Source organism: Nonomuraea ferruginea (assembly GCF_039540635.1).
Taxonomy (GTDB): Bacteria; Actinomycetota; Actinomycetes; order Streptosporangiales; family Streptosporangiaceae; genus Nonomuraea; species Nonomuraea ferruginea.
Genome location: NZ_BAABFD010000020.1, coordinates 126485 through 151132, shown reverse-complemented (window position 1 = coordinate 151132; position 24648 = coordinate 126485). Strand labels below are relative to the sequence as shown.

Here is a 24648-nt window from a genome sequence, read left to right as displayed (position 1 = left end):
CGCGCGTGGGGTCGTGCGGGGGGTGTCAGGCCGGGCTCAGGTCTGGTTCTTGAGTGCGCTGCCTTGCTTCCACTGTTTGAAGGACATCTGCCAGAAGCCCCAGCCGTTGTTCCATTCGAGTTCGCGGTCGGTGCCCTTGATCTCGACGATGTCGCCGCGCTGGAAGTTGTCGTAGTACCACTTGGCCTGGTCGGGGCGGGCGTTGATGCAGCCGTGGCTGACGTTCTGGCGGCCCTGGGCCCAGACGTTGTTCTTGGCGTGGACGTATTCGCCGCTGTTGGAGATGCGGACGGCGTGGTCGACCATGACGTCGTAGTAGCCGGGGTCGCCCTTCTTGCGTCCTGGGGAGATCATGCGGACGGGGTTGACGCGTTCCATGGTGAGGTGGACGCCGCTGGTGGTGGTGTATTCGCGGGTGGTGGCCTTGCCGGCGCTGATGGCCATGGTCTGGACGCGTTTGCCGTTGCGGTAGACGTACATCATGTGCTTGGCGGCGTCGACCTTGCTGATGACCTTGTCGCCGATGTCGATGGCGTAGTCGTAGTTCTTCATGCCCCACAGGTCTTTGCCGGCCTTGACGCCGTCGAGGGCGGCGTTGAAGCTGACGGTCTGGTTGGGGGCCCAGTATTTGGCGGGGCGGTAGATGGCGTAGGAGTCGTCGATCCATCGCCAGGCGCCGTCGACGGGTTTTTCGGCTTCGACCGTCAGGGCGCGTTCGACGGCGGCCTTGTTGGCGACGGGCTGGTTGAACCTGACCATGATCGGCATGCCGATGCCGACGGTTTCGCCCTTGATGTTGGGGGTGACGTCGGTGATTTGCAGGACGCGGTCGGGTTTGCGGGTGGTGAAGGCGCTGGCGGCGGTGGCCGCGCCGGCGGTGGCGGCGACGTTGTAGTCGGTGGCCGGCTTGAGCGCGGTTTTGGAGACCCATTTGGTGCGGTCGGTGTTGAAGGTGCCTTCGAGCTGCTGGCCGCCGGTTTGGACGGTGACGTCGTCGAGGGTGCCGCCTTCGGCGGTGACGACGATGCGTTTGCCGGGGTTGACCTTGGTGCTGCCCTGGGCGGGGGTGATGGTGATGGTGGGGGGTTCGGGGGTGGCGGAGGTGGTGGCCTCGGAGGCTGCCGGGGTGGTGCCGCCGGCGGCGGAGCAGGAGGCGGTCAGGGTCGCGGCGGCGAGCAGGGCGACCCCTGTGGCGGTCTTCCTCCAGGGTGTTGTGATGGTCAAGTGAACCTCTCCCCACTTACATGCACTGCACTAAAAGACCTTAATGCTCCTGCATGTAAGACGAGCGTTGGTTTCGGAGAGTTCAGTCACATTTCGATCACTTCTGGCGGTGAGTCGCTGGTCAGCGCGCCGCCGGGTGGAGGGAAAAACTCGCGGCCGGGCCGTACGGGGTCAGTCGCGGCGGGTGAGGCGGTGGGTGAGGCCGGTGTGGCGGCGGCCGGCGCCGCGGGTGCGGACGGCCTGGGCCAGGGCGCGGCGGGAGCCGACGATGACGACGAGCTTCTTGGCGCGGGTGATGGCGGTGTAGAGGAGGTTGCGCTGCAGCATCATCCAGGCGCTGGTGGCCAGCGGGATGACCACGGCGGGGTATTCGCTGCCCTGGGAGCGGTGGATGGACACGGCGTAGGCGTGGGCGAGCTCGTCGAGTTCGTCGAAGGCGTAGTCGACGCGTTCGTCCTCGTCGGTCAGGACGGTGAGAGCGTGGTCGTCGGGGCTGATGTCGGCGACGACGCCGACGGTGCCGTTGAACACGCCGGCGGCGCCCTTGTCGTAGTTGTTGCGCAGCTGGGTGACCTTGTCGCCGACGCGGAAGACGCGGCCGCCGTGGCGGCGTTCGGGGGCGCCGTCGCGGGCGGGGGTGAGGGCTTCCTGCAGGGCGGCGTTGAGTGCGCCGGCGCCGGCCGCGCCGCGGTGCATCGGGGCCAGGACCTGGATGTCGCGGCGGGGGTCGAGGCCGAAGCGGCGCGGGATGCGGCGGGCGGCCACGTCGACGGTCAGGGCGGCGATGTCGTCGGGTTCCTCGCAGGGGAAGAGGAAGAAGTCGTCGAGGCCGGCGAGCTGGGGCTGCAGGCCGGAGTTGACGCGGTGGGCGTTGACGACGACGCCGGACTCGGCGGCCTGCCGGAACACCTGGGTGAGCCGTACGCGGGGGATGTCGGCGGCGGCGAGCAGGTCTTTGAGGACCTCGCCGGCGCCGACGGACGGCAGCTGGTCGACGTCGCCGACGAACAGCAGGTGGGCGCCGGGGGCGACGGCCTTGACGAGGCGGTTGGCGAGCAGCACGTCCAGCATGGAGGCTTCGTCGACGACGACGAGGTCGGCGTCCAGGGGGTTGTCGCGGTCGTAGGCGGCGTCGCCGCCGGGGCGCAGCTGCAGCAGCCGGTGGACGGTGGTGGCCTCGTGGCCGGTGAGCTCGGACAGGCGTTTGGCGGCGCGGCCGGTGGGGGCGGCGAGGATGACCTTGGCGCGTTTGGCGCGGGCCAGGGTGACGATGGAGCGGACGGTGAAGCTCTTGCCGCAGCCGGGGCCGCCGGTCAGCACGGCGACCTTGTGGGTGAGGGCCAGGCGGACGGCCTGGCGCTGCTCGCCGGCGAGGTCGGCGCCGGTGCGTTCGCGCAGCCAGGTCTCGGCCTTGGCCCAGTCGACGTCGGCGAACGCCTTGAGCCGGTCGTGGCCGTGGTGCAGGAGGGTGAGCAGGGAGCCGGCCAGCGACTGCTCGGCCCGGTGGAAGGGCGGCAGGTAGACGGCGGGGACGTCGTTGTCGCCGGCGGGCACCTGCTCGCGGACGACGCCTTCGGCGGCGGCCAGCTCTTCCAGGCAGGTGGCGGTGAGCGGGGCGGGCACGTCGAGGATCTTGACGGCGTCGGCGGTCAGGTTGGGGGCGGGCAGGTAGCAGTGGCCGTCGTCGGCGGCCTGGGACAGGGTGTAGCGCAGTCCGGCCTTGACGCGTTCGGGGCTGTCGTGCGGGATGCCGACGGCCTGGGCGATGGTGTCGGCAGTCTTGAAGCCGATCCCCCACACGTCGTCGGCCAGCCGGTACGGTTCGGTGCGCACGACTTCGACGCTGCGTTCGCCGTACTGCTTGAAGATGCGCACGGCGATGGAGGTGGACACGCCGACGCCCTGGAGGAACACCATCACCTCTTTGATGATCTTCTGTTCTTCCCAGGCGTCGGCGATCATGCGGGTGCGTTTGGGGCCGAGGCCGGGCACTTCGGTCAGGCGGGCGGGTTCCTTCTCGATGACGTCGAGGGTGGCGGTGCCGAAGTGGTCGACGATCCGTTCGGCCATTTTGGGGCCGATGCCTTTGATGAGGCCGGAGCCGAGGTAGCGGCGGATGCCCTGGACGGTGGCGGGCAGGACGGTGGTGTAGGACCAGACCTCGAACTGGCGGCCGTAGCGGGGGTGGGAGGTCCAGCGGCCGGTCAGCCGGAGCGACTCCCCCACCTGGGCGCCGAGCAGGGGGCCGACGACGGTGAGCAGTTCGGTGGCGGAGCGGCCGGTGGCGACGCGCGCGATGGTGTAGCCGCTGTCCTCGTCGGCGTAGGTGATGCGTTCGAGCACGGCGTTCAGGTTGGTGCCGACGTCTTTGGAGCCGCCGTCCCGGCTTCCTTCAGGCCTGCCCACACGGAGGAGACTAGGACAGATCTTCACCGCCGCGACACCTCCCCCGGCGTGGCGGGGGGTGGCTGGTAGCGTGGCGGGTGGCTGCCCGCTGCGGGTCACGCCCCGGACGAGCGCGTCGTACCCGGCATGACAAGACGACGTGGACCGTGGTCTGTTCTCCTGCGGAGGTGCGTGTCGTGGCGTGGATCGTGCTGGTCGTGTCCGGGGTGCTGGAAGCGGTGTGGGCGGCGGCTCTGGCTTCGTCGCAGGGGTTGTCGCGGTTGCGTCCCACGCTGCTGTTCGTGGCGGCGCTGGCGGTCAGCATGGCGGGGCTGGGGTACGCGTTGCGGACGATCCCGGTTGGCACGGGTTACGCGGTGTGGGTGGGGATCGGCGCGGTCTGCACCGCGGTGTACGGGATGGTGTTCCTCGGTGAGGCGGTCACGGCCGCCCGGCTGGTGTGCCTGATGCTGATCGTCGCGGGTGTGGTGGGGCTGAGGCTGGTGTCCTGACGGGATCTCCCGCGGACTGCCTGGGGAGGGCGGGAGGTGCCATGGGCGGAGGGCGGGGCGTCGGCGTGGCGCTGCTGACGGCGATGCTGGTGGTGGTGACGGCCGCCGGCTGTTCCGGCCAGTCGCCGGAGCGGCCGTCGGCCGTGCCCACCGCCGTCCCCACCGTCGCTCCCCCGCCGGACGGTTGCGCGGGCGGGCCGCGGCTCGCGGAGGGGCGGCACACGATCGAGTTCGGCGGGCTGGAGCGGGTGTTCCTGCTGGCGCTGCCCGAGGGGGACGGCCCGCACCCGGTGCTGCTGAACCTGCACGGGCTGGGTTCCAACGCGCGTGAGCAGGCCGCCTACAGCCGGCTGCCGCGGGTGGGCGCCGAGCGCGGCTACGTCGTGGCCACCCCGCAGGTGGCCAAGGGCAGGCTCGCCTGGACGCTGCCGAACGGGTTCGGGCCCGACGACACCGGGTTCCTGGGGGCGCTGCTGGACCGGCTGGAGCAGGAGTTGTGCGTGGACCGGCGGCGCTAGTTCGCGGCCGGGCTGTCGTACGGGGGCGGGATGGCGGCGGCGCTGGCGTGCTCGATGGATGGGCGGCTGGCCGGGGTGGCGGCGGTGGCCGGGCTGAGCCTGGTGCGGCCGTGCCCGGAGCCGCCGCCGGTGACGCTGGTGTCCTTCCACGGCACCGCCGACCGGACCGTCCCGTACGGGGGCGGGCATCCGCTGCGGGACGCCACCGGTGACCTGCGCAAGCTGGCCGACATGGTGAAGCTGCCGCCGGTGCGCCGGAGCGCCGAGGGGTGGGCGGCGGCGCTCGGCTGCCCGGAGCCGCGGGTGAGCTCTCCCGTACGGTCGGTCGAGCTGCGTGCGTGGGACGGGTGCGCGGCGGGGGCGGACGTCCGGTTGTACACGGTCGGCGGCGGCGGTCACACCTGGCCGGGGCCCATCGAGGTGCCGCGGCTGGGCGCCACGGCGCGGGGGCTGGACGCCAGCGCGCTGATCCTGGACGCCTTCGACGCCGCCGAGCCGCGCTGACCCCCTAGGCTTGCTGTTCATGACTCAGGTGGGACAGGTGACGGCCCGCGCGCTGATGCGCCGCCTGGCCGTCGAACAGAGCGAGTCGCGGATCCCCTCGATCATGGCGGCGGTGGTGCGTGAGGGGCAGGTGGCCTGGCAGGGCGGTCGCGGCCGGACGGCCGGTCCGCCGGGAGGCGAGCCGACGCCGGGCACGCAGTACCGGCTGGGGTCGATCACCAAGAGCATGGTGGCGGTCGTCGTCATGCGGATGCGTGACGAGGGCCTGCTCGATCTGGCCGATCCGGTCGGCAAGCATCTGCCGGGGGTGCGGGCCGGGGAGGCCACGGTCGCGCAGCTGCTGTCGCACACGGGCGGGCTGACGGCCGAGCCGCCGACCGACTGGTGGGAGCGCACGCCGGGCGTGGAGGCGGGTGAGCTGCTGGGCAGGCTCGGGCCGGCGCATGTCAAGCATCGGCCGGGGCGGCGCTACCACTACTCCAATCTCGGTTACGGGCTGCTCGGCGAGCTGGTCGCCCGGTTGCGGGGGGTGCCGTGGCTGGAGGCGGTGCGGGAGGAGGTGCTGGAGCCGCTCGGCATGGGTGACACGACGCCGCGGCCGCGGCCGCCGCACGCCGTCGGTTACGCCGTCCATCCGTACGCCGACGTGCTGCTGGCCGAGCCGGAGCATGATCATGGGGCGATGGGGCCGGCGGGGCAGCTGTGGTCGACGGCCGGTGATCTGGCGCGGTGGGCGGCGTTCGTGGCCGGTGACACCGGCGGGGTGCTGGCGGAGGGCACGCTGGCGGAGATGCGGGAGCCGGCGGCGGTCGACGACGGTGACGCCTGGACCGGCGGTTACGGGCTGGGGCTGCAGCTGACGCGGCATGCCGGGCGCCGGTTGGCCGGGCACACCGGGTCGATGCCGGGGTTCCTGGCGACGGTGTGGGCCGATCCGGCCGCCGCGACGGGGGTGCTGTTCCTGGCCAACGCCACGTCGGGGGTGGGGCGGACGTTGCTGTTCGATCTGCTCGACATCCTGGAGGAGCATGAGCCGCGGATGCCGCGGGAGTGGGTGCCGGGTGCCGCCGACCCGGATCTGCTGGCGCTGACCGGGTTGTGGCACTGGGGTCCGGCGCCGTACACGCTGCGGCTGCTGCCCGATCGGGGGCTGGCGCTGGGGCCGGTGTCCGGTGGCGGGCGGGCGTCGCGGTTCGTGCCGCAGGACGACGGCACGTGGCTGGGGCTGGACGGTTACTACGCGGGCGAGACGTTGCGGGTGGGGCCGGATCATCTGGATCTGAACACGTTCGTGTTCACGCGTGAGCCGTACGATCCGGGGGCGCCGGTGCCGGGTGGTGTCGGGGACTGGCACACCCCCACTACTTGACGTCAGGCGTAAAGTACTTGCTATGGTACGTCAAGTAGTGGCGGGAGGCGGCGTGACCCACGACGAGCAAGGCGCGCTCGAACAGGACATCCTCCGGCTGGTCGGCAGCAGACTGCTCGACCCGCTGGAGATCCTGCTCGGCGACGGCGCGTCGGGGGCCCTGGAAGAGCTGCGCGCGAAGGCGCGGCACGACGCCGCCACCTGGGCGGCCGACCTGCTCGGGCCCGACCGGCCGCGCGCCGTCCACACCGGCGCGCGGCTGATCGCGGTCCTCTACCCCGGCGACGCCGCCTTCGACCCGCCGCTCGAGTGGTGGCGCACCCCTCTGGGCCGGGCGATCGCCCGGCGCGTCGGCCATCCCTCCGCCGACCGCGTCCCGTACGCGGTCGCCGGGGCGATGCTCGGCATCACCCGCCAGGGCGTCCACGACCTGGTGCGGCGCGGGAAGCTCCAGCAGCACCCGGACGGGGGTGTCGCCACGCGCTCGGTCCGCGAACGACTCGACCCCGGAGGGGCGCATGGAGACCATCCTTGACGGCGACATCCCGATCGCCGTCCACGACCACGGCGGCGACGGCCCGCCGCTGCTGCTGCTCCACGGAGCCGGCGGCAACCTGCTCAACTGGCGGCAGGTGGCCACCCATCTGAGCGGGGTGCGCGCGGTGGCGGTCGACCTGCGCGGCCACGGCCGCTCCGGCGACGGCCCGTGGACGTGGAAGGCCGTCCTGGACGACCTGGAACACGTCGTGGCCGCGCTCGGCCTCGGCGAGCCCGCCGTGGCGGGCCACAGCCTGGGCGGCATGCTCGCCGGCCTGTGGGCCGCCCGCCACCCCGCCTGCCCCGCCGCCGTCAGCCTCGACGGCCACCGCGCCGCCGAGACCCACCCCGCCAACTACGCCGGCCTGGACGCCGGGCAGGTGACGGCCGGCCTGGCCACGCTGCACGAGATGTTCAGCCGGCAGGCCGAGGCGGCGGCCGCGCCGATGACCGCCGAGCAGGCCGAGGCCTTCCTCGACGGGCAGCGCGCCTTCGCCGCCGCCCAGAACGCCGACCCCGACGACTGGGAGGAGTCGGTGCGGCGCAACCTGCGCCCCCACGACGGCGGCTTCCTGCTGCGGCCCGACCCCGGCGTCACCTCCGCGCTGCGCGAACTGCCCGAGTTCGCCGACGCGCTGCCCGTCTTCCGCCGCCTCACCGGCCCGTTCCTCATCGTCAACGCCACCCGCAACCCGCCCGTCCCGCCGCCCCTGGTCCCGCTCATGGACGCCTACCGGGCCGGGCTGCGCCGCGACCTCGCCGCCCTGGCCGCCGAACGGCCCACCATCGAGGTCCGCGAGATCGACGCCGGGCACGGCATGGTCGCCGAACGGCCCGCCGAGGTCGCCGCCCTCATCACCGGCTTCGTCCACCGCCACAGCAGGGCCGCCTGACCCTCCGGTCGTCGCCCCTCATGCCGGCCAGGCCCGCTCCGCGGCCACGACGCGGGCTGACTCGGCGCGGGTCGCGTCGCGGACGGTGAGCAGATCGCCGTCCGCGGCCAGGACGGTGACGATCGCCCGGCCCGCAACGGTGACACGGTGGGACGTCCCGGGGTCCGGCGGCCCGGAGGCGGCCAGATCCTGCCTGCGGACGGTGGAGACCGGCGCGCCCGCGGGGTCGAGGTCGTGGCGGATCCGGGTGCGGCACCGGTGCCGGGCGAGGGTGCGCCACGGGTAGGGGTCGCCGGTCACATCGGGCCCGGATCCGTCCCGGGGCGGCGGGGCCGTACGCTCGCGCAGGACGGGCCAGTCCATCGACGGGACGTAACCGGAGGGCAGCGCCGCCGCGTCCTCGCGCAGCCCGGCGGGGCGCGCGTGCAGTGCCGGGTCGAAGACGTCGCGCAGCGGCCAGAACCGTAACAGCACGTGTGCCTGCCGGGGGTCCTCCCAGAAGTCGCCGTCGCTGCCCCTGGCCGGGGGCACGCGATGAGCGCGCACACCGTACAGGAAGCAGGGCGGGCCCAGCACGAGCGCGCCGAAGGAACGCTCGCCCTCGTCGTCGCCCATGGTCACGATGCCGCCGGCGCTCAGGTAGGCGCTCTCCCCCGCCGCCGTCCACGGGGCGGGGGCGGGCGGCGGGTCGGAGTCCCAGATTTCCAGGCGGACGTCCGCTCTGCCGTGGCGGACGCCGCTCTCGACGCGCATCCAGCCGCCCGCGGTGTCCAGGATGCCGTCGGACAGCGACGGGCCTTCCACGACGCCGTACAGGTCGTCGAGCTGGAAACCGCCGTGATAGGTGTCCACGGTGTCCCTGAACGATCGCAGCGTCATGGCCATGTCTCTCCGCTTCCCGCGGGGATTCGCCCGCGGACAGTGATCCTAGGAACCGCGGCCGACAGTTCCGGCCCATCGGGGAAAAGGTTGGACGGGAGGGTGCCCGGGCTTGTAGTTTGCGGCTGACCGTGACGCCGCCCGAGGAGGTGAGACCCATGAACGCTGTAGCGATGTGGGTGCTCCCCCTTCCCGTCACGGCCGGGCGACCGAGGTAGGGGCCGCCGGGAGCGCCTCGCTGACAAGGCACTCCCGAAAGGCGACACCTATGCACTCTCAGCAGGTCACCGGCGCCGGGCGCGCGCCCCTCACCCACGATGTGATCATCGCCGGGTGCGGGCCGACCGGCGCGATGCTGGCCGCCGAGCTGCGGCTGCACGACGTACGGGTACTCGTCCTGGACAAGAGGACCGAGCCCGCGTCGTTCGTCCGCGTCGTCGGTCTGCACATGCGCAGTCTCGAACTGATGGCGATGCGCGGACTGCTGGACCGCGTCCTCCCGCACGGGCGGCAGCGTCCGGCCGGCGGCTTCTTCGCCGCCATCCCCAAACCCCCGCCCCAGGGCCTGGATTCCGCCTACGCCTATCTGCTGGGCATCCCGCAGCCGGTCATCGAGCGTCTGCTCGAGGAGCACGCGGCCGAACGGGGCGCGCAGGTCCGGCGCGGTCGCGCGCTGGCCGGATTCGAGCAGGACGACGAGGGCGTGACCGTCGAGCTGGCCGGCGGGGAACGGCTGCGTTCGCGCTACCTCGTCGGCTGTGACGGCGCGCGCAGCACGGTGCGCAAACTGCTCGGCGTCGCCTTCCCCGGCGAGCCCTCGCGGACCGAGACGCTGATGGGCGAGATGGAAGTGGGCGTGCCGCGGGAGGAGATCGCCGCCAAGGTGGCCGAGGTCGGCCAGACCCATCGGCCGTTCTGGCTCCGGCCCTTCGGCGAAACCGTCTACAGCGTCGTGGTCCCGGCCGCGGGAGCCGGCGACCGCGCGGAACCTCCCACCCTGGAGGATTTCCGGCAGCAGTTGCGCGCCATCGCCGGAACCGACTTCGGCGTGCACTCCCCGCGCTGGATGTCCCGCTTCGGGGACGCCACCCGGCTGGCCGAACGCTACCGCGTCGGGCGGGTGCTCCTGGCCGGCGACGCCGCGCACATCCATCCGCCCATCGGCGGGCAGGGCCTCAACCTGGGCGTCCAGGACGCGTTCAACCTCGGCTGGAAACTGGCCGCGCAGATCCGCGGCTGGGCCCCGGCGACACTGCTGGACACCTACCAGGCCGAACGTCACCCGGTCGCCGCGGACGTGCTGGACAACACCCGCGCCCAGATGGAACTGCTGTCCCCCGAACCGGGCCCGCGGGCCGTGCGCAGGCTGCTCACCGAACTGATGGACTTCGACGAGGTGAACCGCCATCTGACCGAGAAGATCACCGCGATCGGCGTCCGCTACGACTTCGGCGAAGGGCCCGGCCTGCTCGGCCGCCGCCTGCCCGACGTCGAGGTGAAGAACGGCCGCCTCTACGCTCTGCTGCACCACGGCCGCGGCCTGCTGCTGGACCGCACCGGACGCCTGATGGCCGGCGGCTGGGCGGACCGGGTCGATCACCTCGCGGACGCCTCCGCGGGCGTGGACGTCCCGTGCGTCCTGCTACGCCCCGACGGCCACGTCGCCTGGATCGGCGACGACCAGCAGGACCTGGACCACCACCTGTCCCGCTGGTTCGGCGAGCCCGCCACCTGAACACCGGCCGGTGGTGAGCCGTAAGGGCCGGGGTCGTCAGGTGAGCAGCCGGGCCAGCCGGCGCAGCGACAACCGGGCCAGCGCGTTCACCACCGGCCGGGCCACCGGCCACAGCAGCCACCCCACCGGCCCCAGCGGCGGCCGCAGCCGCTCGGCCCAGATCACCCGGCTGCCGCCCGCGCACGCCCGCACCCGGATCACCCCGTCGCCGCGCACCAGCCGCCCCACATGCCGCATCTCCACCACGTGGGGCGGCTCCCACCGGGTGATCGTCATCACGTCCAGGAAACCCAGCCGGCCGATCCCGGTGAACGCCTCCACCCGGTCGCCGGCCTCCCACGCCGACGTCAGCACCATCCACTCCCGGTGCCGCGGCCAGTCCGTCACGAGCGCGAACACCCGCTCCGGCGGCGCCGGCACGAACACCCGCGCGGCCGCGTACACGTGACAGGTCACCTCAGAGGTCCTGCCCCGCGCTCACCGGCTCGAACATCCGCGCCGGTTCACCGCCTCGACGACGGGCGCCACGCCATCCTCCGCCGCGACCCGGACCGACAGGGCCCGGGCCGATGGGCCGGGTCGGTGACCGCGGTGGTGAGCGCGGCGGCCAGCCGTGCGGGCGTCAGGCGGCGCCACGGGATCGCGGCCGGCGCCACGCCCAGCGCCGCCAGCCCGGCGGCACAGAACGGCTGCCGGACGCCGCCAAGGAGGCGAGCATCCTGTACGCCTTCGCCCAGGGCATCGTGAACAGGGCATCGTGAACGCCACCCTGGTCGGCCACTACACCCCCGAAGAGGTCACCGCGTCGCTCGACTACCACCTGGCGCGGCTCCGCGTGCGGTGACGCCTGCTAGGCGTCCAGCCACTCGCCGTCACGCATGAGGTCGCGGCCCGCCAGCTCGTCCTCCTCCCGCCACGCCTGCACCCAGACCGGGCGGATCCGGAAATACAGGTACGGGGACGAGAGCGCGCGAGGGTCGAAGCCGGTCTTGGCGGCGAACGCGTCACCCGTCGCCTCCGGCAGCTCCTGCGGCCGGACCGCCTCGGCCGTCCCCTCGATGAGCACCACGTCGCGCGTCAGCCCCACGCCGACGCGCACCCGGCCGTCGGCCACCAGGTTGCGCGCCGTCGGCGTCCGCGCCGCCGTGGAGATCAGCAGCGTCTCACCGTCCCACAGGAACGACAGCGGCACCATGCACGGCCCCTCCCCCGCCGTGGCCACCCACGCGTCCACGTCCTTCTCCAGCCGGGACAGGGTGTCCTTCAACCGTTCCGCCGGCGTACGAGGCATTCTCGAGTCCTTTGCTGTCACATGTGGCACTGATGCGGTCACCACCATGACACGCCCCGGAGGGAGAACGTGACGCGCTACCGGCCCACGTAGGCGCGCAGGTGGCGGGCCGTCAGCGTGTCGCCCGAGTCCACCAGGTCGGCGGGCGTGCCCGCGAAGACCACCCGGCCGCCGTCGTGACCGGCGCCCGGCCCCAGGTCGACGATCCAGTCGGCGTGCGCCATCACCGCCTGGTGGTGCTCGATCACGATCACCGTGTTGCCGTCGTCCACCAGCCGGTCCAGCAGGCCCAGCAGATGGTCGACGTCCGCCAGGTGCAGGCCCGTCGTCGGCTCGTCCAGCACGTAGGTGGAGCCGTTCCTGGCCATGTGCACCGCCAGCTTCAGGCGCTGCCGCTCACCGCCCGACAGCGTCGTCAGCGGCTGGCCCAGGCCCAGATAGCCCAGCCCGACCGCCTCCAGCCGGTCCAGGATGACCTTGGCCGGGCCGCTGGTGAAGAACCCGGCCGCCTCGGCCACCGGCATCTCCAGCACCTCGCTGATGTTCTTGCCGCGCAACCGGTAGGCCAGCACCTGCGGCGTGAACCGCCTGCCCTCGCACTCCTCGCACACCGTCGCCACCCCGGCCATCATCGCCAGGTCGGTGTAGATCAGGCCGATGCCCTTGCACGCCTGGCAGGCCCCTTCGGAATTGGCCGAGAACAGCGCCGGCTTGACCCCGTTGGCCTTGGCGAACGCCGCCCGGATCGGGTCGAGCAGCCCCGTGTACGTGGCCGGATTGCTCCGCCGCGACCCGCGGATCGGCGACTGGTCGGCCACCACCACGCCCTCGCGGCCGGCGACGTAGCCGTGGATGAGCGAGCTCTTGCCCGACCCGGCCACCCCGGTGACCACGGTCAGCACCCCCAGCGGGAGGTCGGCGTCCACGCCGCGCAGGTTGTGCAGGGTCGCGCCGCGGATCGGCAGCCACCCGGCCGGCTCGCGCACCTTCTCCCGCAGCGTCACCCGGTGGTCCAGGTAGCGGCCGGTGAGGGTGCCGGAGGCGCGCAGCCCTTCCAGGTCGCCGGCGTAGCAGAGCGTGCCGCCCTGCGCGCCGGCGCCCGGCCCCAGGTCGGCCACGAAGTCGGCGATGGCGATCATCTCCGGCTTGTGCTCCACCACCAGCACGGTGTTGCCCTTGTCGCGCAGTTTGATCAGCAGCTCGTTCATCCGCTGGATGTCGTGCGGGTGCAGCCCGGCGGTCGGCTCGTCGAAGACGTAGGTGGCGTCGCTCAGGCTGGAGTTGAGGTGGCGGACCATCTTGACCCGCTGCGCCTCGCCGCCGGACAGCGTGCCCGACTCCCGGTCCAGGCTCAGATAGCCCAGCCCGATCTCCACCAGCGAGTCGAGCGTGGCCCGCAGGTTGTCCAGCACCGGGCCCACCGCGGGGTCGCTGATGCCGCGCAGGAAGCCGGCCAGGTCGTTGATCTGCATGGCCGAGCACTCGGCGATGTTGCGCCCGCCGATCCGCGCCGAGCGGGCCGCCTCGTTGATCCGGGTGCCGTCGCAGGCCTGGCAGCGCATCAGCTTGACCGCCCGGTCGGCGAACGCGCGGGCCTGCCCCTTCAGCGACTCGCGGTCCTTGCCCAGGTACTGCTTGCGCACCCGGACCACGAGCCCCTCGTAGGTGAGGTTGCTCGACCCGACCTTCACCTTGGTGGTCGGCTTGTGCAGGAAGTCCTCCCACTGCTGGGGGGTGAAGTCCTTCAGCTTGACCGCCGGGTCGTAGAAGCCCGAGTTCGCCATCACCTGCCAGTACCACGAGTCGACCGGGAACCCGGGCGCCTTGATCGCGCCCTCGTTCAGCGACAGCTCCCGGTCCACCAGCTCGTCCACGTCGATGTCGGTGATCTGGCCCAGGCCCTCGCACTCGGGACACATGCCCTGCGGGGTGTTGAAGCTGAAGGCGTAGGCCGGGCCCACGTGCGGGGTGCCGATCCGGCTGAAGACGATCCGCAGCATCGTGTACGTGTCGGTCGCGGTGCCGACCGTGGAGCGGGCGTTGGCGCCCATCCGCTCCTGGTCGACGATGATCGCCGCGCTCAGGTTGTGCAGCGCGTCCACGTCCGGCCGGTTCAGCGGCGGCATGAACCCCTGGATGAACGCGGTGTACGTCTCGTTGATCAGCCGCCGCGACTCGGCGGCGATGGTGTCGAAGACCAGCGACGACTTGCCGGAGCCGGACACCCCGGTGAACACGCTGAGCCGCCGCTTCGGGATGTCGAGGGAGATCCCGGCCAGGTTGTTCTCCCGGGCGCCGCGCACCTGGATGTGGTCGTGGCCGTCGGCGGCGCGGTAATCAGACTTTCGTAGATCGTCGGCGATAGTCATGCCATCAAGTCTGTCATTGAAGTGGCAAGTGGAAGGTTTCACGGCCGTGGCCTGGAGGAGGCGTCGATAACCTTAAAGTGCGACGTAACCCCTGTTTGTGGAAGGCGGGCGCCCGTGCGGCCCATCGATCTGGCGCGCGCCGCGGGCCTGTCGACCCAGCAGATCCGCAACTACGCCGACGACGGCGTCCTGCCGCCCACCCCGCGCACGCCCGCCGGCTACCGCCGCTTCGACGCCCGCCACCGGCAGGCGCTGCTCACCTACCGGGCGCTGGCCGCCGGCCACGGCTGGGACGCCGCCCGCCGGATCATGCGGGCCGTGCACGCCGGCGACGTGCCGCGCGCCCTCGAACTCGTCGACGCCGGCCACGCCGAGCTGCACGGCCGGCGCGCGGCCCTGGAGTCGGCAGGGCGGGCGCTGGAGACGGCGGGCCACGAGGAAGGCGCCTTCCGGGGCAGCCTGCGCATCGGCGAGGTCGCCGCCCGGCTGGGGGTGCGGACCTCGGCCCTGCGCGTGTGGGAGTCGGCGGGGCTGCTGGCGCCTCGCCGCGACCCGGCCACCGGCTACCGCCTCTACGGGCCTGCCGACGTCCGCGACGCGCGGATGATCTTCATGCTGCGGCAGGCCCGCCACCCGTTCCCGCAGATCAGGCCCGTCCTCGACGGGCTGCGCCGCACCGGTAGCAGCGACGCCCTGCGCGCTGCCATCGCCCGCCGCCGCCAGGAGCTGACCGAGCGCGCCACCGCCATGCTGGCGGCCGCCGCACGCCTGCACGAGTATCTTTCCGGCGGTTGAGACGCGGTCTATCGGGACGCGCCGCCGGTGAAAGGCGGCTCGCCCTCCTTCAGCTGGCGGAAACGCAGCGCCGACCACGTCTCGTCCACCGCCACCTGGCCGTTCGGGCGCAGCCCGAACTCGCCCACGATGGGCCAGAGCGTGTCGCGGTTGACGTCGGACTTGCCGCCCTTCGGGTAGGCGACCCAGAGCACCGGCGGGCCGGTCAGCCGGTCGCGCTGCCCGTCCAGCAGGCCGCGGGCCGAGGCCGCGTCGGCGGCGAAGAACACCCCCACCGCAGCCTCGCCCAGGTCCTCGACGTAGTCCGCGCCCTCCGGCAGGGGGCCGACGAGCGGCCGGTGCTCCCCCGCGGAGATCCACACGGTGCCGCCCGGCTTGACGAGCAGCTTCTCGGCGACGGTCTTGGCGGCCATGGTCAGGCCCTCCCGTAGGTCAGGTCCAGCACGCCGGTGCCGAACGTCTCGGACTTGGTGAGCTTGAGCGGGATGTGCCCCGCGCCCTCCTCGAACAGCCGCTGCCCGCTGCCGACGACCACCGGGTGCACCAGCAGGTGCAGCTCGTCCAGCAGGCCCTCCCGCAGCAGCGACACCACCAGGGTGGGGCTGCCGCTCATGCCCAGGTCGCCGCCCGGCCCCTCCTTGAGCGCGGCCACGTCTCCGGCGGCGATCACCGTGGTGTTCTGCCAGGCGGGGTCGGTGAGCGTGGAGGAGACCACGTACTTGGCGCGGCCGTTCATCATGGCGGCCAGCGGGTCGCCCGGATCCTGGTGAGGCCAGTGGGAGGCGAACGTCTCGTAGGTGTTGCGGCCCAGCAGCATGGCCTCGCAGCGCCGCATGAGCGTGTCGACCGACCGGCCCATGTCCTCGTCGTAGTACGGGAAGTGCCACTTCTCCGGCGACTCCACGACGCCGTCGAGCGAGATGAACAGCCCTGCGACGATCTTCCGCATCGTTGACTCCTTGTTTCGGGTGTGGCTCCACCGTCCCACCGACAAATAAATTTGTCAAGGCGGGCCGCAGGTCACCCCAGGAGGGTGATACGTCCAGAAAAATCAGGAACCGAGGAAGCGGAGCACCGCCAGCATCCGCCGGCTGTAACCGGTGACGTGCGACAGGTCCAGCTTGTCGAACAGCGCGTTCACGTGCTTCTCCACCGCGCTCTGCGACACGTGCAGCGCCTGCGCGATCGAGGCGTTCGTCAGCCCCTGCGCCATCAGCTCCAGCACCTCGCGCTCCCGCGCCGTCAGCCTGGCCAGCGGATCCACCTGACTGGTGCGGGCCAGCAACTGGCGCACCACCTCGGGATCGAACGCCGCGCCGCCCGCGCCCACCCGCTCCAGCGCGTCCAGGAAGTCGGCGACCTGCGCCACCCGGTCCTTCAGCAGGTAACCGACGCCCGACACGTCCGAGCTCATCAGCTCGGTCGCGTACCGCTTCTCCACGTACTGCGACAGCACCAGCACCTTCACCCCCGGCCAGCGCCGCCTGATCTCCAGGGCCGCGCGCAGCCCCTCGTCGGTGTGCGTCGGCGGCATCCGCACGTCCACCACCACCGCGTCCGGCAGATGCGCGGCCACCGCCGCCACCAGCGCCTCGCCGTCGCCCACCGCCGCCGGCACCTCGTGCCCCTCCTCCAGCAGCAGCCGGACCAGGCCCTCGCGCAGCAGCGTCGAATCCTCCGCCAGGATCACCCGCACGGCAGCTCCGCCCTGATCACCGTCGGCCCGCCGGGCGGGCTGTCCACCGCGAAACCGCCGTCCAGTGCCGCCACCCGGCGCCGCAGCCCCGACAGCCCGCCGCCGGACGCGCCCGCGCCGCCCACCCCGTCGTCACGCACCGACACCACCAGCGTCGCCGCCTCCATCCGGACCGCGACCTCGACACGACCGGCCCCGGCGTGCTTGTTGGCGTTCGTGACGGCCTCGCTCACCACGAAGTACGCCGCCGTCTCCACCGCGGGCGGTGGCCGCCCCGGCAGGTCACACGCCACGGTGACCGGCACCTCGGACCGCTCGGCCACCCCGGCCAGCGCCTCCTGCAGCCCGAGCGCGTCCAGCCCGCTCGGATACACCCGCCAGGCCACCTCCCGCAGCTCGGACAGCGCCTGCTGCGCCTCGACGTGCGCCTGGTCCATCAGAGCCGGATGACCGCGCCGCGCCCGGCCGATCAGCATCGACAGCGCCACCAGCCGCTGCTGCAGCCCGTCGTGCAGGTCACGCTCGATCCGGCGCCGCTCGGAGTCGACCGCCGCCACGATGCCGGCCCGGCTCTCCGACAGCTGGACGATCCGGCGCTCCAGCGCCTCGGTACGGTCGGGGCCCAGCATCCGAACGGCCAGCCGCCGCTCCAGCACGTGCACCCCCGCCAGTCCCGTCAGCGCGAGGAACAGCAGCACGCCGCCCAGCGTGAAGGTGTAGAGCCCCAGCGGCACCGACCGCGACATCCCGTCGTACGCCTCGTCCAGGACCCACGCCCAGGCCAACTGGCCCGCCTGCCAGGCGCCGAACACCAGCAGCACGAGCACCAGCGCGCCGAGCAGCCCCAGCGGCACCCGCGCGGCCAGGAACAACCGCGCCCGCGAGCCGTCCCCGCCCGCGGCCGAGGGATCCAGGCTCGCGCGGTCCAGGACGGCGGGATCCAGCCGCAGGCGGCGCGCCTCCCACCGGGCCAGCCACCGCGCGGCCCCGGCCGTGCCGCCGGCGAACGGCAGCGTCACCAGCAGGAACACCGCCTCCACCGGCGCGGTCAGCGCACCCAGCACGACCGCGCCGAGCACCCGCGCCCCCTCAGCGGCGAAGTGCATGGCGTCCCTTGCGCCGCTCGCTCAGCCGCACCACCACGAAGACCACCACCGCGAGCAGGACCAGGCCGAGCACCACCTTGGAGGCCACCCCCATGTACGTCTCGACCAGACGCCACTGCTTGCCCAGGTAGTAGCCGGCCAGCACGAAGGTGGTGTTCCAGATGCCGCTGCCCGCCGCCGTCAGCAGCGTGAACTGCAGCACCGGCATCCGCTCCACCCCGGCGGGCACCGAGATCAGACTGCGGAAGATCGGAATGAACCGGCCGAAGAACACCGTCGCCTTGCCGTGCTTGAGGAACCACGACTCCGTCTTCTCGATGTCGGAGACCTTTACCAGCGGCATCTTCGCGGCGATCGCCAGCACCCGCTCGCGACCGAGCAGCGCGCCCACCCAGTAGAGCGCCAGCGCGCCGACGATCGAACCGACCGTGGTCCAGACGAGAGCGTCGACCAGGCCCATGTTGCCCCGGCTGGCCGTGAAGCCCGCAAGCGGCAGGATCACCTCACTCGGAATCGGCGGGAACAGGTTCTCCGCCGCCACCGCCATGCCTGCTCCCGGGGCGCCCAGGAGCTCCATCAACTGCACAACCCAATCGACCATGCGCCAAGGGTACGGAAGATCGGGTGGTCCCGTTGATGAGGCGGGCTTCCGTGTTCAGGTGTGGGAAACCACACCCCCGCGTACCGTACACTGTACGGTTGTGACAGGCGGACAGGAATCGGTACGGAACGCGGTCGTCTTCGAGCCCGGCGAACCTCCCAGAGCGGGCCACATGGCCTTCCTCGGACCGGCGGGCGCGGACACCGTCACCGTCGCCGAACCCTATGACGAGGGCATCCGCGTACGCGAGGCGGCCGCCACCAGGACGCCCGTGGCCGAGGCCGTCGCCGCCCTGGCCAGAGCCCGCACCGATGCCTCGGCCCACCCCGCGGCCCGCTTCTGGGGCGCGGCGGCGCTGGTGGCGCTCCAACTGGTCACCCGCGGCCGCATCCGCCCCACGGTGACCGCGGCCGGCCACGACGCCTGGCGCGCCGGACCCTTCGACGCCGCCGACGTCCAGCGCATCCGCGAACTCGCCGACGCCATGCCGGCCTCCGCCCGCGCCGTCCCCCTCGGCGAGGACCACGGCGACGCCGGACCCGTGCTGGCCGACGCCGAGACGCTGGTGCGGGCGTTCCTGGACGCCGTGGCCGACGGCATGCCGCGCTCACCCGGCGCCGTCAAGGCGACCGGCACCACCGCGTTCGCCGCCGTACGCCCCGTCAAGGTGCCGAAGCTGCGCCGCTGGGCCGAGGACGTCTCCGCCGACCTCGACGCCGGCGTGCGGGTGTCCCTGCGGATCGAGGCCGACGACGTGGCCGCGGGCGAGTACCGCGCCGTGGTGCAGGTGCACAGCCTGGCCGGCCCGTCGCTCGTGGTGGACGCCGCCGACCTGTGGCAGGGCCGCGACCCCGGGTTCGGCGGCCGGGCCAGGATCGAGACGACCATCGCCCTGCGCCGGGCCGCCCGCGCCTGGCCCCGCCTGGCGGCGCTGCTCGACAGCCCCGTCCCCGACGAACTGCCGCTGACCGACGAGGACGTCGGCGACCTGCTGGCCGGAGCCGCCGAACGGCTCACCGCCGCCGGGACCGAGGTCCACTGGCCGCGCTCCCTCGTACGCGGACTGAGCGCCCGCGCCGCGATCGGCGAGCGCGACGCGGCCCCGTCCGACCTGCCCTCGTTCCTCGGCGGCCACCACCTGGTCGCCTTCGACTGGCAGCTCGCCCTCGGCGGCGAGCGGCTCACCGCCGCCGAGATGGACCACCTCGCCGAGACGCACCGGCCCGTCGTACGGCTGCGCGACCAGTGGGTGCTCATCGACCCCGACCTGGCGCGCAAGGCACGCCTGCGCGAGCTCAAGCCGCTCACCCCCGTGGACGCGCTCGCCGCCGCGCTCACCGGCACCGTCGAGGCCGACGGCGAACAGGTGCCGGTCGAACCCGGCGCGTGGCTGAGCGAGCTGCGCGACCGGCTGGCCGAACCGGAGGACCTCGCCCCGCCGCCCGGCCTGGCCGCCACACTGCGCGACTACCAGCTCCAGGGCCTGCGCTGGCTGGCCAGGATGACCTCGCTCGGGCTCGGCGCCTGCCTGGCCGACGACATGGGCCTGGGCAAGACCATCACCCTCATCGCCCTGCACCTGCACCGCGGCGGCGGGCCCACGCTCGTCGTGTGCCCGGCGTCGCTGCTGGGCAACTGGGAGCGGGAGATCACCAGGTTCGCCCCCGGCGTGCCGGTACGCCGCTACCACGGCTCCGCCCGCACCCTGGCCGACGAAGGATTCGTGCTCACCACGTACGCCACCATGCGGCGCGACGCCACCCGCCTGGCCGCCCACCCGTGGGACCTGGTCGTCGCCGACGAGGCCCAGCACGTCAAGAACCCCGCCTCCGGCACCGCCGGCGCGCTGCGCGAGATCCCCGCCGCCGCCCGCGTCGCCCTCACCGGCACCCCCGTCGAGAACAACCTCTCGGAGCTGTGGGCCATCCTCGACTGGACCACCCCCGGCCTGCTCGGCACGCTGCCCCGGTTCCGCGCCCGCTGGGCCGGGCCGATCGAGTCCGGCGACACCGGGACCGCCGACCGGCTGTCGCGGCTGGTGCGGCCGTTCCTGCTGCGCCGCCGCAAGTCCGACCCCGGCATCGCGCCCGAACTGCCGCCCAAGACCGAGACCGACCGGCCGGTCGCCCTCACCACCGAGCAGGCCGGCCTGTACGAGGCCGTCGTACGCGAGATGATGACGCGGATCGAGGGCGCCGGCGGCATGGCCAGGCGCGGCCTGATCGTCAAACTGCTCACCGGGCTCAAACAGATCTGCAACCACCCCGCCCAGTATCTGCACGAGACCGCGCCCCGGCTGACCGGCCGCTCCGGCAAGCTCGAACTGCTCGACGAACTGGTCGACACCATCGTCGCCGAGGACGGCGCGGTGCTGGTCTTCACCCAGTACGTGACCATGGCCAGGCTGATCGCCCACCACCTGGCCGCCCGCGGCGTGCCCAACCAGCTGCTGCACGGCGGCACCCCGGTCGCCCGCCGCGAGGAGATGGTCCGCCGCTTCCAGGACGGCGAGACGCCGGTGTTCCTGCTGTCGCTCAAAGCCGCCGGCACCGGGCTCAACCTCACCCGCGCCGACCACGTCATCCACTACGACCGCTGGTGGAACCCCGCCGTCGAGGACCAGGCCACCGACCGCGCCCACCGCATCGGCCAGACCAGGCCCGTCCAGGTCCACCGGCTGATCACCGAAGGCACCATCGAGGACCGGATCGCCCTGATGCTCGCCGCCAAACGCCAACTCGCCGACGCCGTGCTCGCCTCCGGCGAAGCGGCCCTGACCGAACTGACCGACGCCGAGCTCGCCACCCTCGTGGAGCTGAGATGACCGCCGCCCGCGGCTTCCCCGCCTTCCCCCGCCAGCGCGCCGGCGCCCGCTTCGCCACCACCTGGTGGGGCCAGGCCTGGCTCAAGGCCCTCGCCGACACCTCGCTCGACCAGGGGCTCCTCCAGCGGGGCCGCGCCTACGCCAAGACCGGGCAGCTCGGGCCCATCACCGTCAGCCCCGGGCGGCTCGCCGCCGTCGCCGAGCACGAGCACGACACGGTCGTGCGGGTCGAGCAGCTCTCCGACGCCGCATGGGACCGCTTCCTGGACCAGGTGGCGGCCAAGGCCGGGCACATCGCCGCCCTGCTCGACCGCGACATGCCGCACGACCTGGTACGGGCCGCCGAGGCCGCCGGCGTGCCGCTGCTGCCCGCCGTCGGCGACCTGGAACCGGAATGCTCATGCCCCGACTGGGCGTGCCGGCACGCGGCCGCCCTCTGCTACCAGGCCTCCTGGCTCCTCGACGCCGACCCCTTCGTCCTGCTGCTGCTACGCGGCCGGGGCGAGCAGGAGCTGATCGAGGCGCTCCACCAACGAGACATCCCGGGCACGACGGGCGCGCGGAGCGAGAGCGCCGAGGGCGCTGAGGGCGCGGCGGGCGCTGGCGGCGCGGCGGGCGCGCGGGCCGGGACGCTGGCGGGCACGCCGGCGCGCGAGGCGTTCGCGCGCGGGGTGCCCCCGCTGCCCGAGCCGCCCCCGCTGGACGCCCCCCACGCGCCGCTCGGGCTGGAGCCCGCCCCCGGCGTGGACGTGGCCGCGCTGGAGGTGCTGGCCGCCTCCGCCGCCTCCCGGGCGCGCGACCTGCTCGTCTCCGGCCGCCTGCCGGCCCTGACCGAACACCAGGACCGGGTACGGATGAGCGCCGCGTTCGGCCTCGACCTCGGCCTCGACGCCCAGGTGGCGGCCTGGCGACACGGCGGACCCGCCGGGCTGGAGGCGCTGGAGACGGCGTGGACCCCCGCCCGGCAGGACCTCGCCAGGGCGCGGGCCATGCTGGACGCGGCCTGGGAGGGCGAGCCGCCCGCCGGGGTGGAGTCGGCCCGCAACCGCTGGACCATCGGCGACCGCCAGCTCAGATACGGCAGGGACGGCCGGTGGTACCCCTTCGAGCGGCGCGGCGACACCTGGTGGCCCGCCGGCCCGCCCGCCCGCGACCCGGCCGCGCTGCTCGGCTGACCGTCAGGGCAGGTTAAGCTGCCAGGAGACGCCGAACTGGTCGGCCACCCAGGCGAACTTGGCGCTGAAGCCGTACTGGCCGAGCGGCATCATCGCCCCGCCCTGCTCCGACAGCACCGGGTAGAGCCGGTCGATCTCCTCCTCCGACTCGCACTCCACGAACAGCGACAGCGACGGGGTGAACGTGAAGGCGTGCGACACATAGCTGTCGTTGCAGAGGAACTCCTGCCCGCAGACCCGCAGGTGGGCGAGCTGGATGCTGCCCTCCGGCCCCGGCTCGCCAGGGCCGTAGCGGACCACGGAGATCACCTCCGCGTCGTCGAACACCTTCAGGTAGAAGTCGATCGCTTCCTGCGCCCTGCCCTCGAACATGAGGAACGGCGTGATCTTCTTGGGCATCGTGTCACTCCGCGGGGGGTGCGTAGAAGGCGGTGGTCGCGGCGGTCACCGCGGCGGCCAGCTCGGGCGAGGCGCCGGAGGCCCGGAACGCCTCGCCCCAGGACCCGCTGCTGCGGACGATGAACTCCCGCCCCTCATCGGTCTCGTGGAAGTGCTCCTCGTCCACCTTCTCGCCGCCGGTCAGGTGCAGCGCCAGGCCGAGCAGGCCGAGGTCCCAGCCGACGCCGACCGAGCCGGGACCGAACTGCTCCCAGAACTCGGGCGGCACCACGGCCTCGTGGCGCAGCTCGAAGCGGGTGCGGTCGCCGTCGGCCGCCAGGCGCACCTCCACGTACGACGCCGGGGCCTCACCCATCACCCACGACACCCTGAACCGGTTCGGCGGCTCGCAGGACAGGACCTCGCCGCCGGCGTTGCCCTTCAGCTGGTAGCTGCCGCCGAGCCGCAGGTCGCCGGTGATCGGCAGGAACCAGCGCGAGATGCGCTCGGCGCTGGTGCAGGCGTCCCAGAGATCCTCCAGTCCGGTGTCGTAGTGGCGGGTGAGCTCGACGACCTTGGCCTCGCCGGTGTCGCGCACCTCGCGATGCGTACGGGTGATCTCGTCGATGATGTCCATCGAAGTCAGCTTTCTGTCGGATGGCTGTCGCGGGCACGGCGTTCCCGCTTGCCGCGGGCGATCTCCGTGGACAGCGCGTCGAGGCGCTGCTCCCAGAAGCCGCGGAAGCGATCCAGCCACTGGTCGACCTCGCGCAGAGGCGCCGGGTTCACGACGTAGAAACGCCGGGTGCCCTGGGCGCGCACGGTGGCGAAGCCGTTGTCGCGCAGCACCTTCAGATGCTGCGACACCGCGGGCTGGGAGATGCCGTGCTCACGCTGGATGACGGCGGTGACCTCACCGGAGCTCAGCTCGCCGCCGGCGAGCAGCTCCAGGATCCGGCGCCGGACCGGATCACCGAGAATGTCGAACGCGTGCACGAACAGAGTGTTTCAGGCAACGCTTATATAAGTCAAATGTGAAATACTTGGGATGTCCGCGCAAGGCGACGGCGGCGCCACGCCGGGCGCCGCCGTCACGAAAGAGCCGTCAGTGCCGCCGGGAACGGAACTTGTCCAGGAAGTGCCTGGCCTTGTGTTGGTTACGGGGGTCGCGGGCCATCCGCTTGGCCGATTCGACCGTCTGCCTGCCTTTCGGGCTGCGCATGTACGCGCGCACCCGGTCCATGAGCGATGCCATGGCCATCCCCTACCCCACACGGCCGCGGCTACCGCCCGACCCCGTAACGCAGGAAGATCACGCCGTTGCCGAAACGCCGCTCGTCCAGCAGCTCCAGGTCGGCGCGCACCCCGGCGGGGAAGAACGGGACGCCGCCGCCGGCGACCGCCGGCCCGACGAAGAGCTGGAACTCGTCCACCAGCCCCGCCCGGATCGCCTGCGCCGCCAGGTTCGGCCCGTCGACGGTGAGATCGCGGTCGGAGGCCGCCTTCAGCTCACGCACCCGCTCCGGATCGAAAGCCCGCTCGATCCGGGTCCGCCCGCTGGACACCTCCTCCAGCGTCGTCGAATAGACCACCTTGTCGGCGGCCTGCCACACCTTCGCGCACTCCAGGATGAACGGCGGCTGGTCCGGCAGCGTGTGCGCGGTCTCCCAGAAGACCATCGTCTCGTACATCCGGCGGCCGTAGAGGTAGGTGCCGATCGACCGCATGTGCTCGTTGACGAACGTATGCGACTCCTCGTCCGGCGCGCCCCAGCCGTAGTCGCCGTTCTCGTCGCTCACGTAGCCGTCCAGCGAGGTGATCATCGAGTAGATCAGCTTGCCCATCGCGGGCCTCCCG

General features: G+C 72.7%; 27 protein-coding genes and 1 riboswitch. Of the genes, 11 read left to right on the top strand and 16 right to left on the bottom strand.

Annotated elements, in window-relative coordinates; genetic code table 11:
- Window positions 1–36 precede the first annotated feature (36 nt).
- Together ABD999_RS33335 and recD2 are read right to left on the bottom strand one after the other, a co-directional pair.
- Entirely contained in the window at window positions 37–1224 is a 1188-nt protein-coding gene (locus tag ABD999_RS33335; protein ID WP_271277555.1) for a L,D-transpeptidase, read from the bottom strand.
- Window positions 1225–1395: 171 nt separating this feature from the next.
- Entirely contained in the window at window positions 1396–3630 is a 2235-nt protein-coding gene (recD2, locus tag ABD999_RS33330) for an SF1B family DNA helicase RecD2 (RefSeq protein ID WP_378525202.1), read from the bottom strand.
- Between the two features lie 78 nt (window positions 3631–3708).
- Window positions 3709–3774, top strand: a riboswitch (guanidine-III (ykkC-III) riboswitch).
- Between the two features lie 32 nt (window positions 3775–3806).
- Between recD2 and ABD999_RS33325 the strand changes: the two genes are divergently transcribed.
- Genes ABD999_RS33325 through ABD999_RS33300 form a run of 6 tightly spaced genes read left to right on the top strand, consistent with a single transcriptional unit; the run spans window position 3807 to window position 7942 of the window.
- A complete protein-coding gene (locus tag ABD999_RS33325; RefSeq protein ID WP_271277572.1) occupies window positions 3807–4121 on the top strand; it encodes a DMT family transporter in 315 nt (104 codons plus the stop codon).
- 41 nt (window positions 4122–4162) lie between these two features.
- Window positions 4163–4639, top strand: a complete 477-nt coding sequence (locus tag ABD999_RS33320; RefSeq protein ID WP_271277556.1) for an alpha/beta hydrolase — start codon at window positions 4163–4165, stop codon at window positions 4637–4639.
- A 30-nt stretch (window positions 4640–4669) separates the two neighbouring features.
- Window positions 4670–5143: a CE1 family esterase gene (locus ABD999_RS33315; protein ID WP_271277557.1), complete on the top strand. Its 474-nt coding sequence runs from the start codon at window positions 4670–4672 to the stop codon at window positions 5141–5143.
- A 19-nt stretch (window positions 5144–5162) separates the two neighbouring features.
- Window positions 5163–6512, top strand: a complete 1350-nt coding sequence (locus tag ABD999_RS33310) for a serine hydrolase domain-containing protein (RefSeq protein ID WP_271277558.1) — start codon at window positions 5163–5165, stop codon at window positions 6510–6512.
- 22 nt (window positions 6513–6534) lie between these two features.
- On the top strand, window positions 6535–7047 hold the full coding sequence (locus tag ABD999_RS33305) for a hypothetical protein (protein WP_345483057.1): 513 nt from the start codon (window positions 6535–6537) through the stop codon (window positions 7045–7047).
- The gene (locus ABD999_RS33300) at window positions 7031–7942 is read left to right on the top strand and encodes an alpha/beta fold hydrolase (RefSeq protein ID WP_271277560.1); all 912 of its coding nucleotides are present in this window, start codon (window positions 7031–7033) and stop codon (window positions 7940–7942) included. The genes ABD999_RS33305 and ABD999_RS33300 overlap by 17 nt, the downstream gene beginning before the upstream one ends.
- A gap of 18 nt (window positions 7943–7960) precedes the next feature.
- Here ABD999_RS33300 and ABD999_RS33295 read toward each other — a convergent pair whose 3' ends face one another.
- A complete protein-coding gene (locus ABD999_RS33295) occupies window positions 7961–8821 on the bottom strand; it encodes a hypothetical protein (RefSeq protein WP_271277561.1) in 861 nt (286 codons plus the stop codon).
- Window positions 8822–9089: 268 nt separating this feature from the next.
- Here ABD999_RS33295 and rox point away from each other — a divergent pair, with 268 nt between their 5' ends.
- Entirely contained in the window at window positions 9090–10556 is a 1467-nt protein-coding gene (rox, locus tag ABD999_RS33290; RefSeq protein ID WP_271277562.1) for a rifampin monooxygenase, read from the top strand.
- Between the two features lie 36 nt (window positions 10557–10592).
- On the opposite strand, the gene ABD999_RS33285 is transcribed toward rox, so the two are convergent.
- Window positions 10593–11012 carry an SRPBCC family protein gene (locus tag ABD999_RS33285; RefSeq protein ID WP_271277563.1) on the bottom strand — a complete coding sequence of 140 codons (420 nt, stop codon included), beginning with the start codon at window positions 11010–11012 and terminating at the stop codon, window positions 10593–10595.
- A 113-nt stretch (window positions 11013–11125) separates the two neighbouring features.
- On the opposite strand from ABD999_RS33285, the gene ABD999_RS33280 reads away from it, so the two are divergent.
- Window positions 11126–11317, top strand: coding sequence for a hypothetical protein (locus tag ABD999_RS33280; protein ID WP_271277564.1), 192 nt, complete (start codon window positions 11126–11128; stop codon window positions 11315–11317).
- Between the two features lie 89 nt (window positions 11318–11406).
- Here ABD999_RS33280 and ABD999_RS33275 read toward each other — a convergent pair whose 3' ends face one another.
- Together ABD999_RS33275 and ABD999_RS33270 are read right to left on the bottom strand one after the other, a co-directional pair.
- Window positions 11407–11847, bottom strand: a complete 441-nt coding sequence (locus ABD999_RS33275) for a pyridoxamine 5'-phosphate oxidase family protein (protein ID WP_219546377.1) — start codon at window positions 11845–11847, stop codon at window positions 11407–11409.
- Window positions 11848–11924: 77 nt separating this feature from the next.
- On the bottom strand, window positions 11925–14216 hold the full coding sequence (locus ABD999_RS33270) for an excinuclease ABC subunit UvrA (protein ID WP_271277565.1): 2292 nt from the start codon (window positions 14214–14216) through the stop codon (window positions 11925–11927).
- Between the two features lie 114 nt (window positions 14217–14330).
- Here ABD999_RS33270 and ABD999_RS33265 point away from each other — a divergent pair, with 114 nt between their 5' ends.
- On the top strand, window positions 14331–15011 hold the full coding sequence (locus ABD999_RS33265) for a MerR family transcriptional regulator (protein WP_271277566.1): 681 nt from the start codon (window positions 14331–14333) through the stop codon (window positions 15009–15011).
- A gap of 8 nt (window positions 15012–15019) precedes the next feature.
- On the opposite strand, the gene ABD999_RS33260 is transcribed toward ABD999_RS33265, so the two are convergent.
- From ABD999_RS33260 to ABD999_RS33240, 5 genes are all read right to left on the bottom strand, one after another.
- Complete coding sequence (locus ABD999_RS33260) at window positions 15020–15424, bottom strand: hypothetical protein (protein WP_271277567.1); 405 nt, start codon at window positions 15422–15424, stop codon at window positions 15020–15022.
- A 2-nt stretch (window positions 15425–15426) separates the two neighbouring features.
- The gene (locus ABD999_RS33255; protein WP_219546373.1) at window positions 15427–15960 is read right to left on the bottom strand and encodes a dihydrofolate reductase family protein; all 534 of its coding nucleotides are present in this window, start codon (window positions 15958–15960) and stop codon (window positions 15427–15429) included.
- A gap of 102 nt (window positions 15961–16062) precedes the next feature.
- Window positions 16063–16707 carry a response regulator gene (locus tag ABD999_RS33250; RefSeq protein ID WP_148031591.1) on the bottom strand — a complete coding sequence of 215 codons (645 nt, stop codon included), beginning with the start codon at window positions 16705–16707 and terminating at the stop codon, window positions 16063–16065.
- Window positions 16698–17813: a sensor histidine kinase gene (locus tag ABD999_RS33245; RefSeq protein ID WP_271277568.1), complete on the bottom strand. Its 1116-nt coding sequence runs from the start codon at window positions 17811–17813 to the stop codon at window positions 16698–16700. The genes ABD999_RS33250 and ABD999_RS33245 overlap by 10 nt, the downstream gene beginning before the upstream one ends.
- On the bottom strand, window positions 17797–18414 hold the full coding sequence (locus ABD999_RS33240) for a DedA family protein (protein WP_222708935.1): 618 nt from the start codon (window positions 18412–18414) through the stop codon (window positions 17797–17799). Before ABD999_RS33240 ends, ABD999_RS33245 begins: the two co-directional genes overlap by 17 nt.
- Before the next feature lie 100 nt (window positions 18415–18514).
- Here ABD999_RS33240 and ABD999_RS33235 point away from each other — a divergent pair, with 100 nt between their 5' ends.
- Both ABD999_RS33235 and ABD999_RS33230 read left to right on the top strand, forming a co-directional pair.
- On the top strand, window positions 18515–21238 hold the full coding sequence (locus ABD999_RS33235) for a DEAD/DEAH box helicase (protein ID WP_271277569.1): 2724 nt from the start codon (window positions 18515–18517) through the stop codon (window positions 21236–21238).
- Complete coding sequence (locus ABD999_RS33230; protein WP_345483054.1) at window positions 21235–22413, top strand: SWIM zinc finger family protein; 1179 nt, start codon at window positions 21235–21237, stop codon at window positions 22411–22413. Before ABD999_RS33235 ends, ABD999_RS33230 begins: the two co-directional genes overlap by 4 nt.
- Window positions 22414–22416: 3 nt before the next feature.
- Here the strand turns inward: ABD999_RS33230 and ABD999_RS33225 are convergent, their stop codons facing one another.
- The 5 genes from ABD999_RS33225 to ABD999_RS33205 all read right to left on the bottom strand — a co-directional run bounded on the left by ABD999_RS33225 (window position 22417) and on the right by ABD999_RS33205 (window position 24635).
- The gene (locus ABD999_RS33225) at window positions 22417–22812 is read right to left on the bottom strand and encodes a VOC family protein (protein ID WP_271279453.1); all 396 of its coding nucleotides are present in this window, start codon (window positions 22810–22812) and stop codon (window positions 22417–22419) included.
- Between the two features lie 4 nt (window positions 22813–22816).
- Window positions 22817–23428 carry an SRPBCC domain-containing protein gene (locus tag ABD999_RS33220; RefSeq protein WP_148031595.1) on the bottom strand — a complete coding sequence of 204 codons (612 nt, stop codon included), beginning with the start codon at window positions 23426–23428 and terminating at the stop codon, window positions 22817–22819.
- A gap of 5 nt (window positions 23429–23433) precedes the next feature.
- Complete coding sequence (locus ABD999_RS33215; RefSeq protein WP_148031596.1) at window positions 23434–23787, bottom strand: ArsR/SmtB family transcription factor; 354 nt, start codon at window positions 23785–23787, stop codon at window positions 23434–23436.
- A 109-nt stretch (window positions 23788–23896) separates the two neighbouring features.
- A complete protein-coding gene (locus ABD999_RS33210; RefSeq protein WP_187281160.1) occupies window positions 23897–24046 on the bottom strand; it encodes a hypothetical protein in 150 nt (49 codons plus the stop codon).
- 28 nt (window positions 24047–24074) lie between these two features.
- Window positions 24075–24635, bottom strand: coding sequence for a dihydrofolate reductase family protein (locus ABD999_RS33205; RefSeq protein WP_148031597.1), 561 nt, complete (start codon window positions 24633–24635; stop codon window positions 24075–24077).
- Window positions 24636–24648: the final 13 nt, after the last annotated feature.

Excerpts from the sequence above, each read along its gene's own strand:
- ABD999_RS33295 (WP_271277561.1), bottom strand. The coding sequence starts at position 8,821 with ATGACGCTGCGATCGTTCAGGGACACCGTGGACACCTATCACGGCGGT.
- ABD999_RS33220 (WP_148031595.1), bottom strand. The coding sequence starts at position 23,428 with ATGGACATCATCGACGAGATCACCCGTACGCATCGCGAGGTGCGCGAC.
- ABD999_RS33245 (WP_271277568.1), bottom strand. The coding sequence starts at position 17,813 with ATGCACTTCGCCGCTGAGGGGGCGCGGGTGCTCGGCGCGGTCGTGCTG.
- ABD999_RS33225 (WP_271279453.1), bottom strand. The coding sequence starts at position 22,812 with ATGCCCAAGAAGATCACGCCGTTCCTCATGTTCGAGGGCAGGGCGCAG.
- ABD999_RS33280 (WP_271277564.1), top strand. The coding sequence starts at position 11,126 with ATGGGCCGGGTCGGTGACCGCGGTGGTGAGCGCGGCGGCCAGCCGTGC.
- ABD999_RS33275 (WP_219546377.1), bottom strand. The coding sequence starts at position 11,847 with ATGCCTCGTACGCCGGCGGAACGGTTGAAGGACACCCTGTCCCGGCTG.
- ABD999_RS33320 (WP_271277556.1), top strand. The coding sequence starts at position 4,163 with ATGGGCGGAGGGCGGGGCGTCGGCGTGGCGCTGCTGACGGCGATGCTG.
- ABD999_RS33305 (WP_345483057.1), top strand. The coding sequence starts at position 6,535 with ATGGTACGTCAAGTAGTGGCGGGAGGCGGCGTGACCCACGACGAGCAA.
- ABD999_RS33300 (WP_271277560.1), top strand. The coding sequence starts at position 7,031 with ATGGAGACCATCCTTGACGGCGACATCCCGATCGCCGTCCACGACCAC.
- ABD999_RS33230 (WP_345483054.1), top strand. The coding sequence starts at position 21,235 with ATGACCGCCGCCCGCGGCTTCCCCGCCTTCCCCCGCCAGCGCGCCGGC.
- ABD999_RS33260 (WP_271277567.1), bottom strand. The coding sequence starts at position 15,424 with ATGGCCGCCAAGACCGTCGCCGAGAAGCTGCTCGTCAAGCCGGGCGGC.
- rox (WP_271277562.1), top strand. The coding sequence starts at position 9,090 with ATGCACTCTCAGCAGGTCACCGGCGCCGGGCGCGCGCCCCTCACCCAC.
- ABD999_RS33310 (WP_271277558.1), top strand. The coding sequence starts at position 5,163 with ATGACTCAGGTGGGACAGGTGACGGCCCGCGCGCTGATGCGCCGCCTG.
- ABD999_RS33205 (WP_148031597.1), bottom strand. The coding sequence starts at position 24,635 with ATGGGCAAGCTGATCTACTCGATGATCACCTCGCTGGACGGCTACGTG.
- ABD999_RS33315 (WP_271277557.1), top strand. The coding sequence starts at position 4,670 with ATGGCGGCGGCGCTGGCGTGCTCGATGGATGGGCGGCTGGCCGGGGTG.
- ABD999_RS33255 (WP_219546373.1), bottom strand. The coding sequence starts at position 15,960 with ATGCGGAAGATCGTCGCAGGGCTGTTCATCTCGCTCGACGGCGTCGTG.
- ABD999_RS33270 (WP_271277565.1), bottom strand. The coding sequence starts at position 14,216 with ATGACTATCGCCGACGATCTACGAAAGTCTGATTACCGCGCCGCCGAC.
- ABD999_RS33210 (WP_187281160.1), bottom strand. The coding sequence starts at position 24,046 with ATGGCATCGCTCATGGACCGGGTGCGCGCGTACATGCGCAGCCCGAAA.
- ABD999_RS33240 (WP_222708935.1), bottom strand. The coding sequence starts at position 18,414 with ATGGTCGATTGGGTTGTGCAGTTGATGGAGCTCCTGGGCGCCCCGGGA.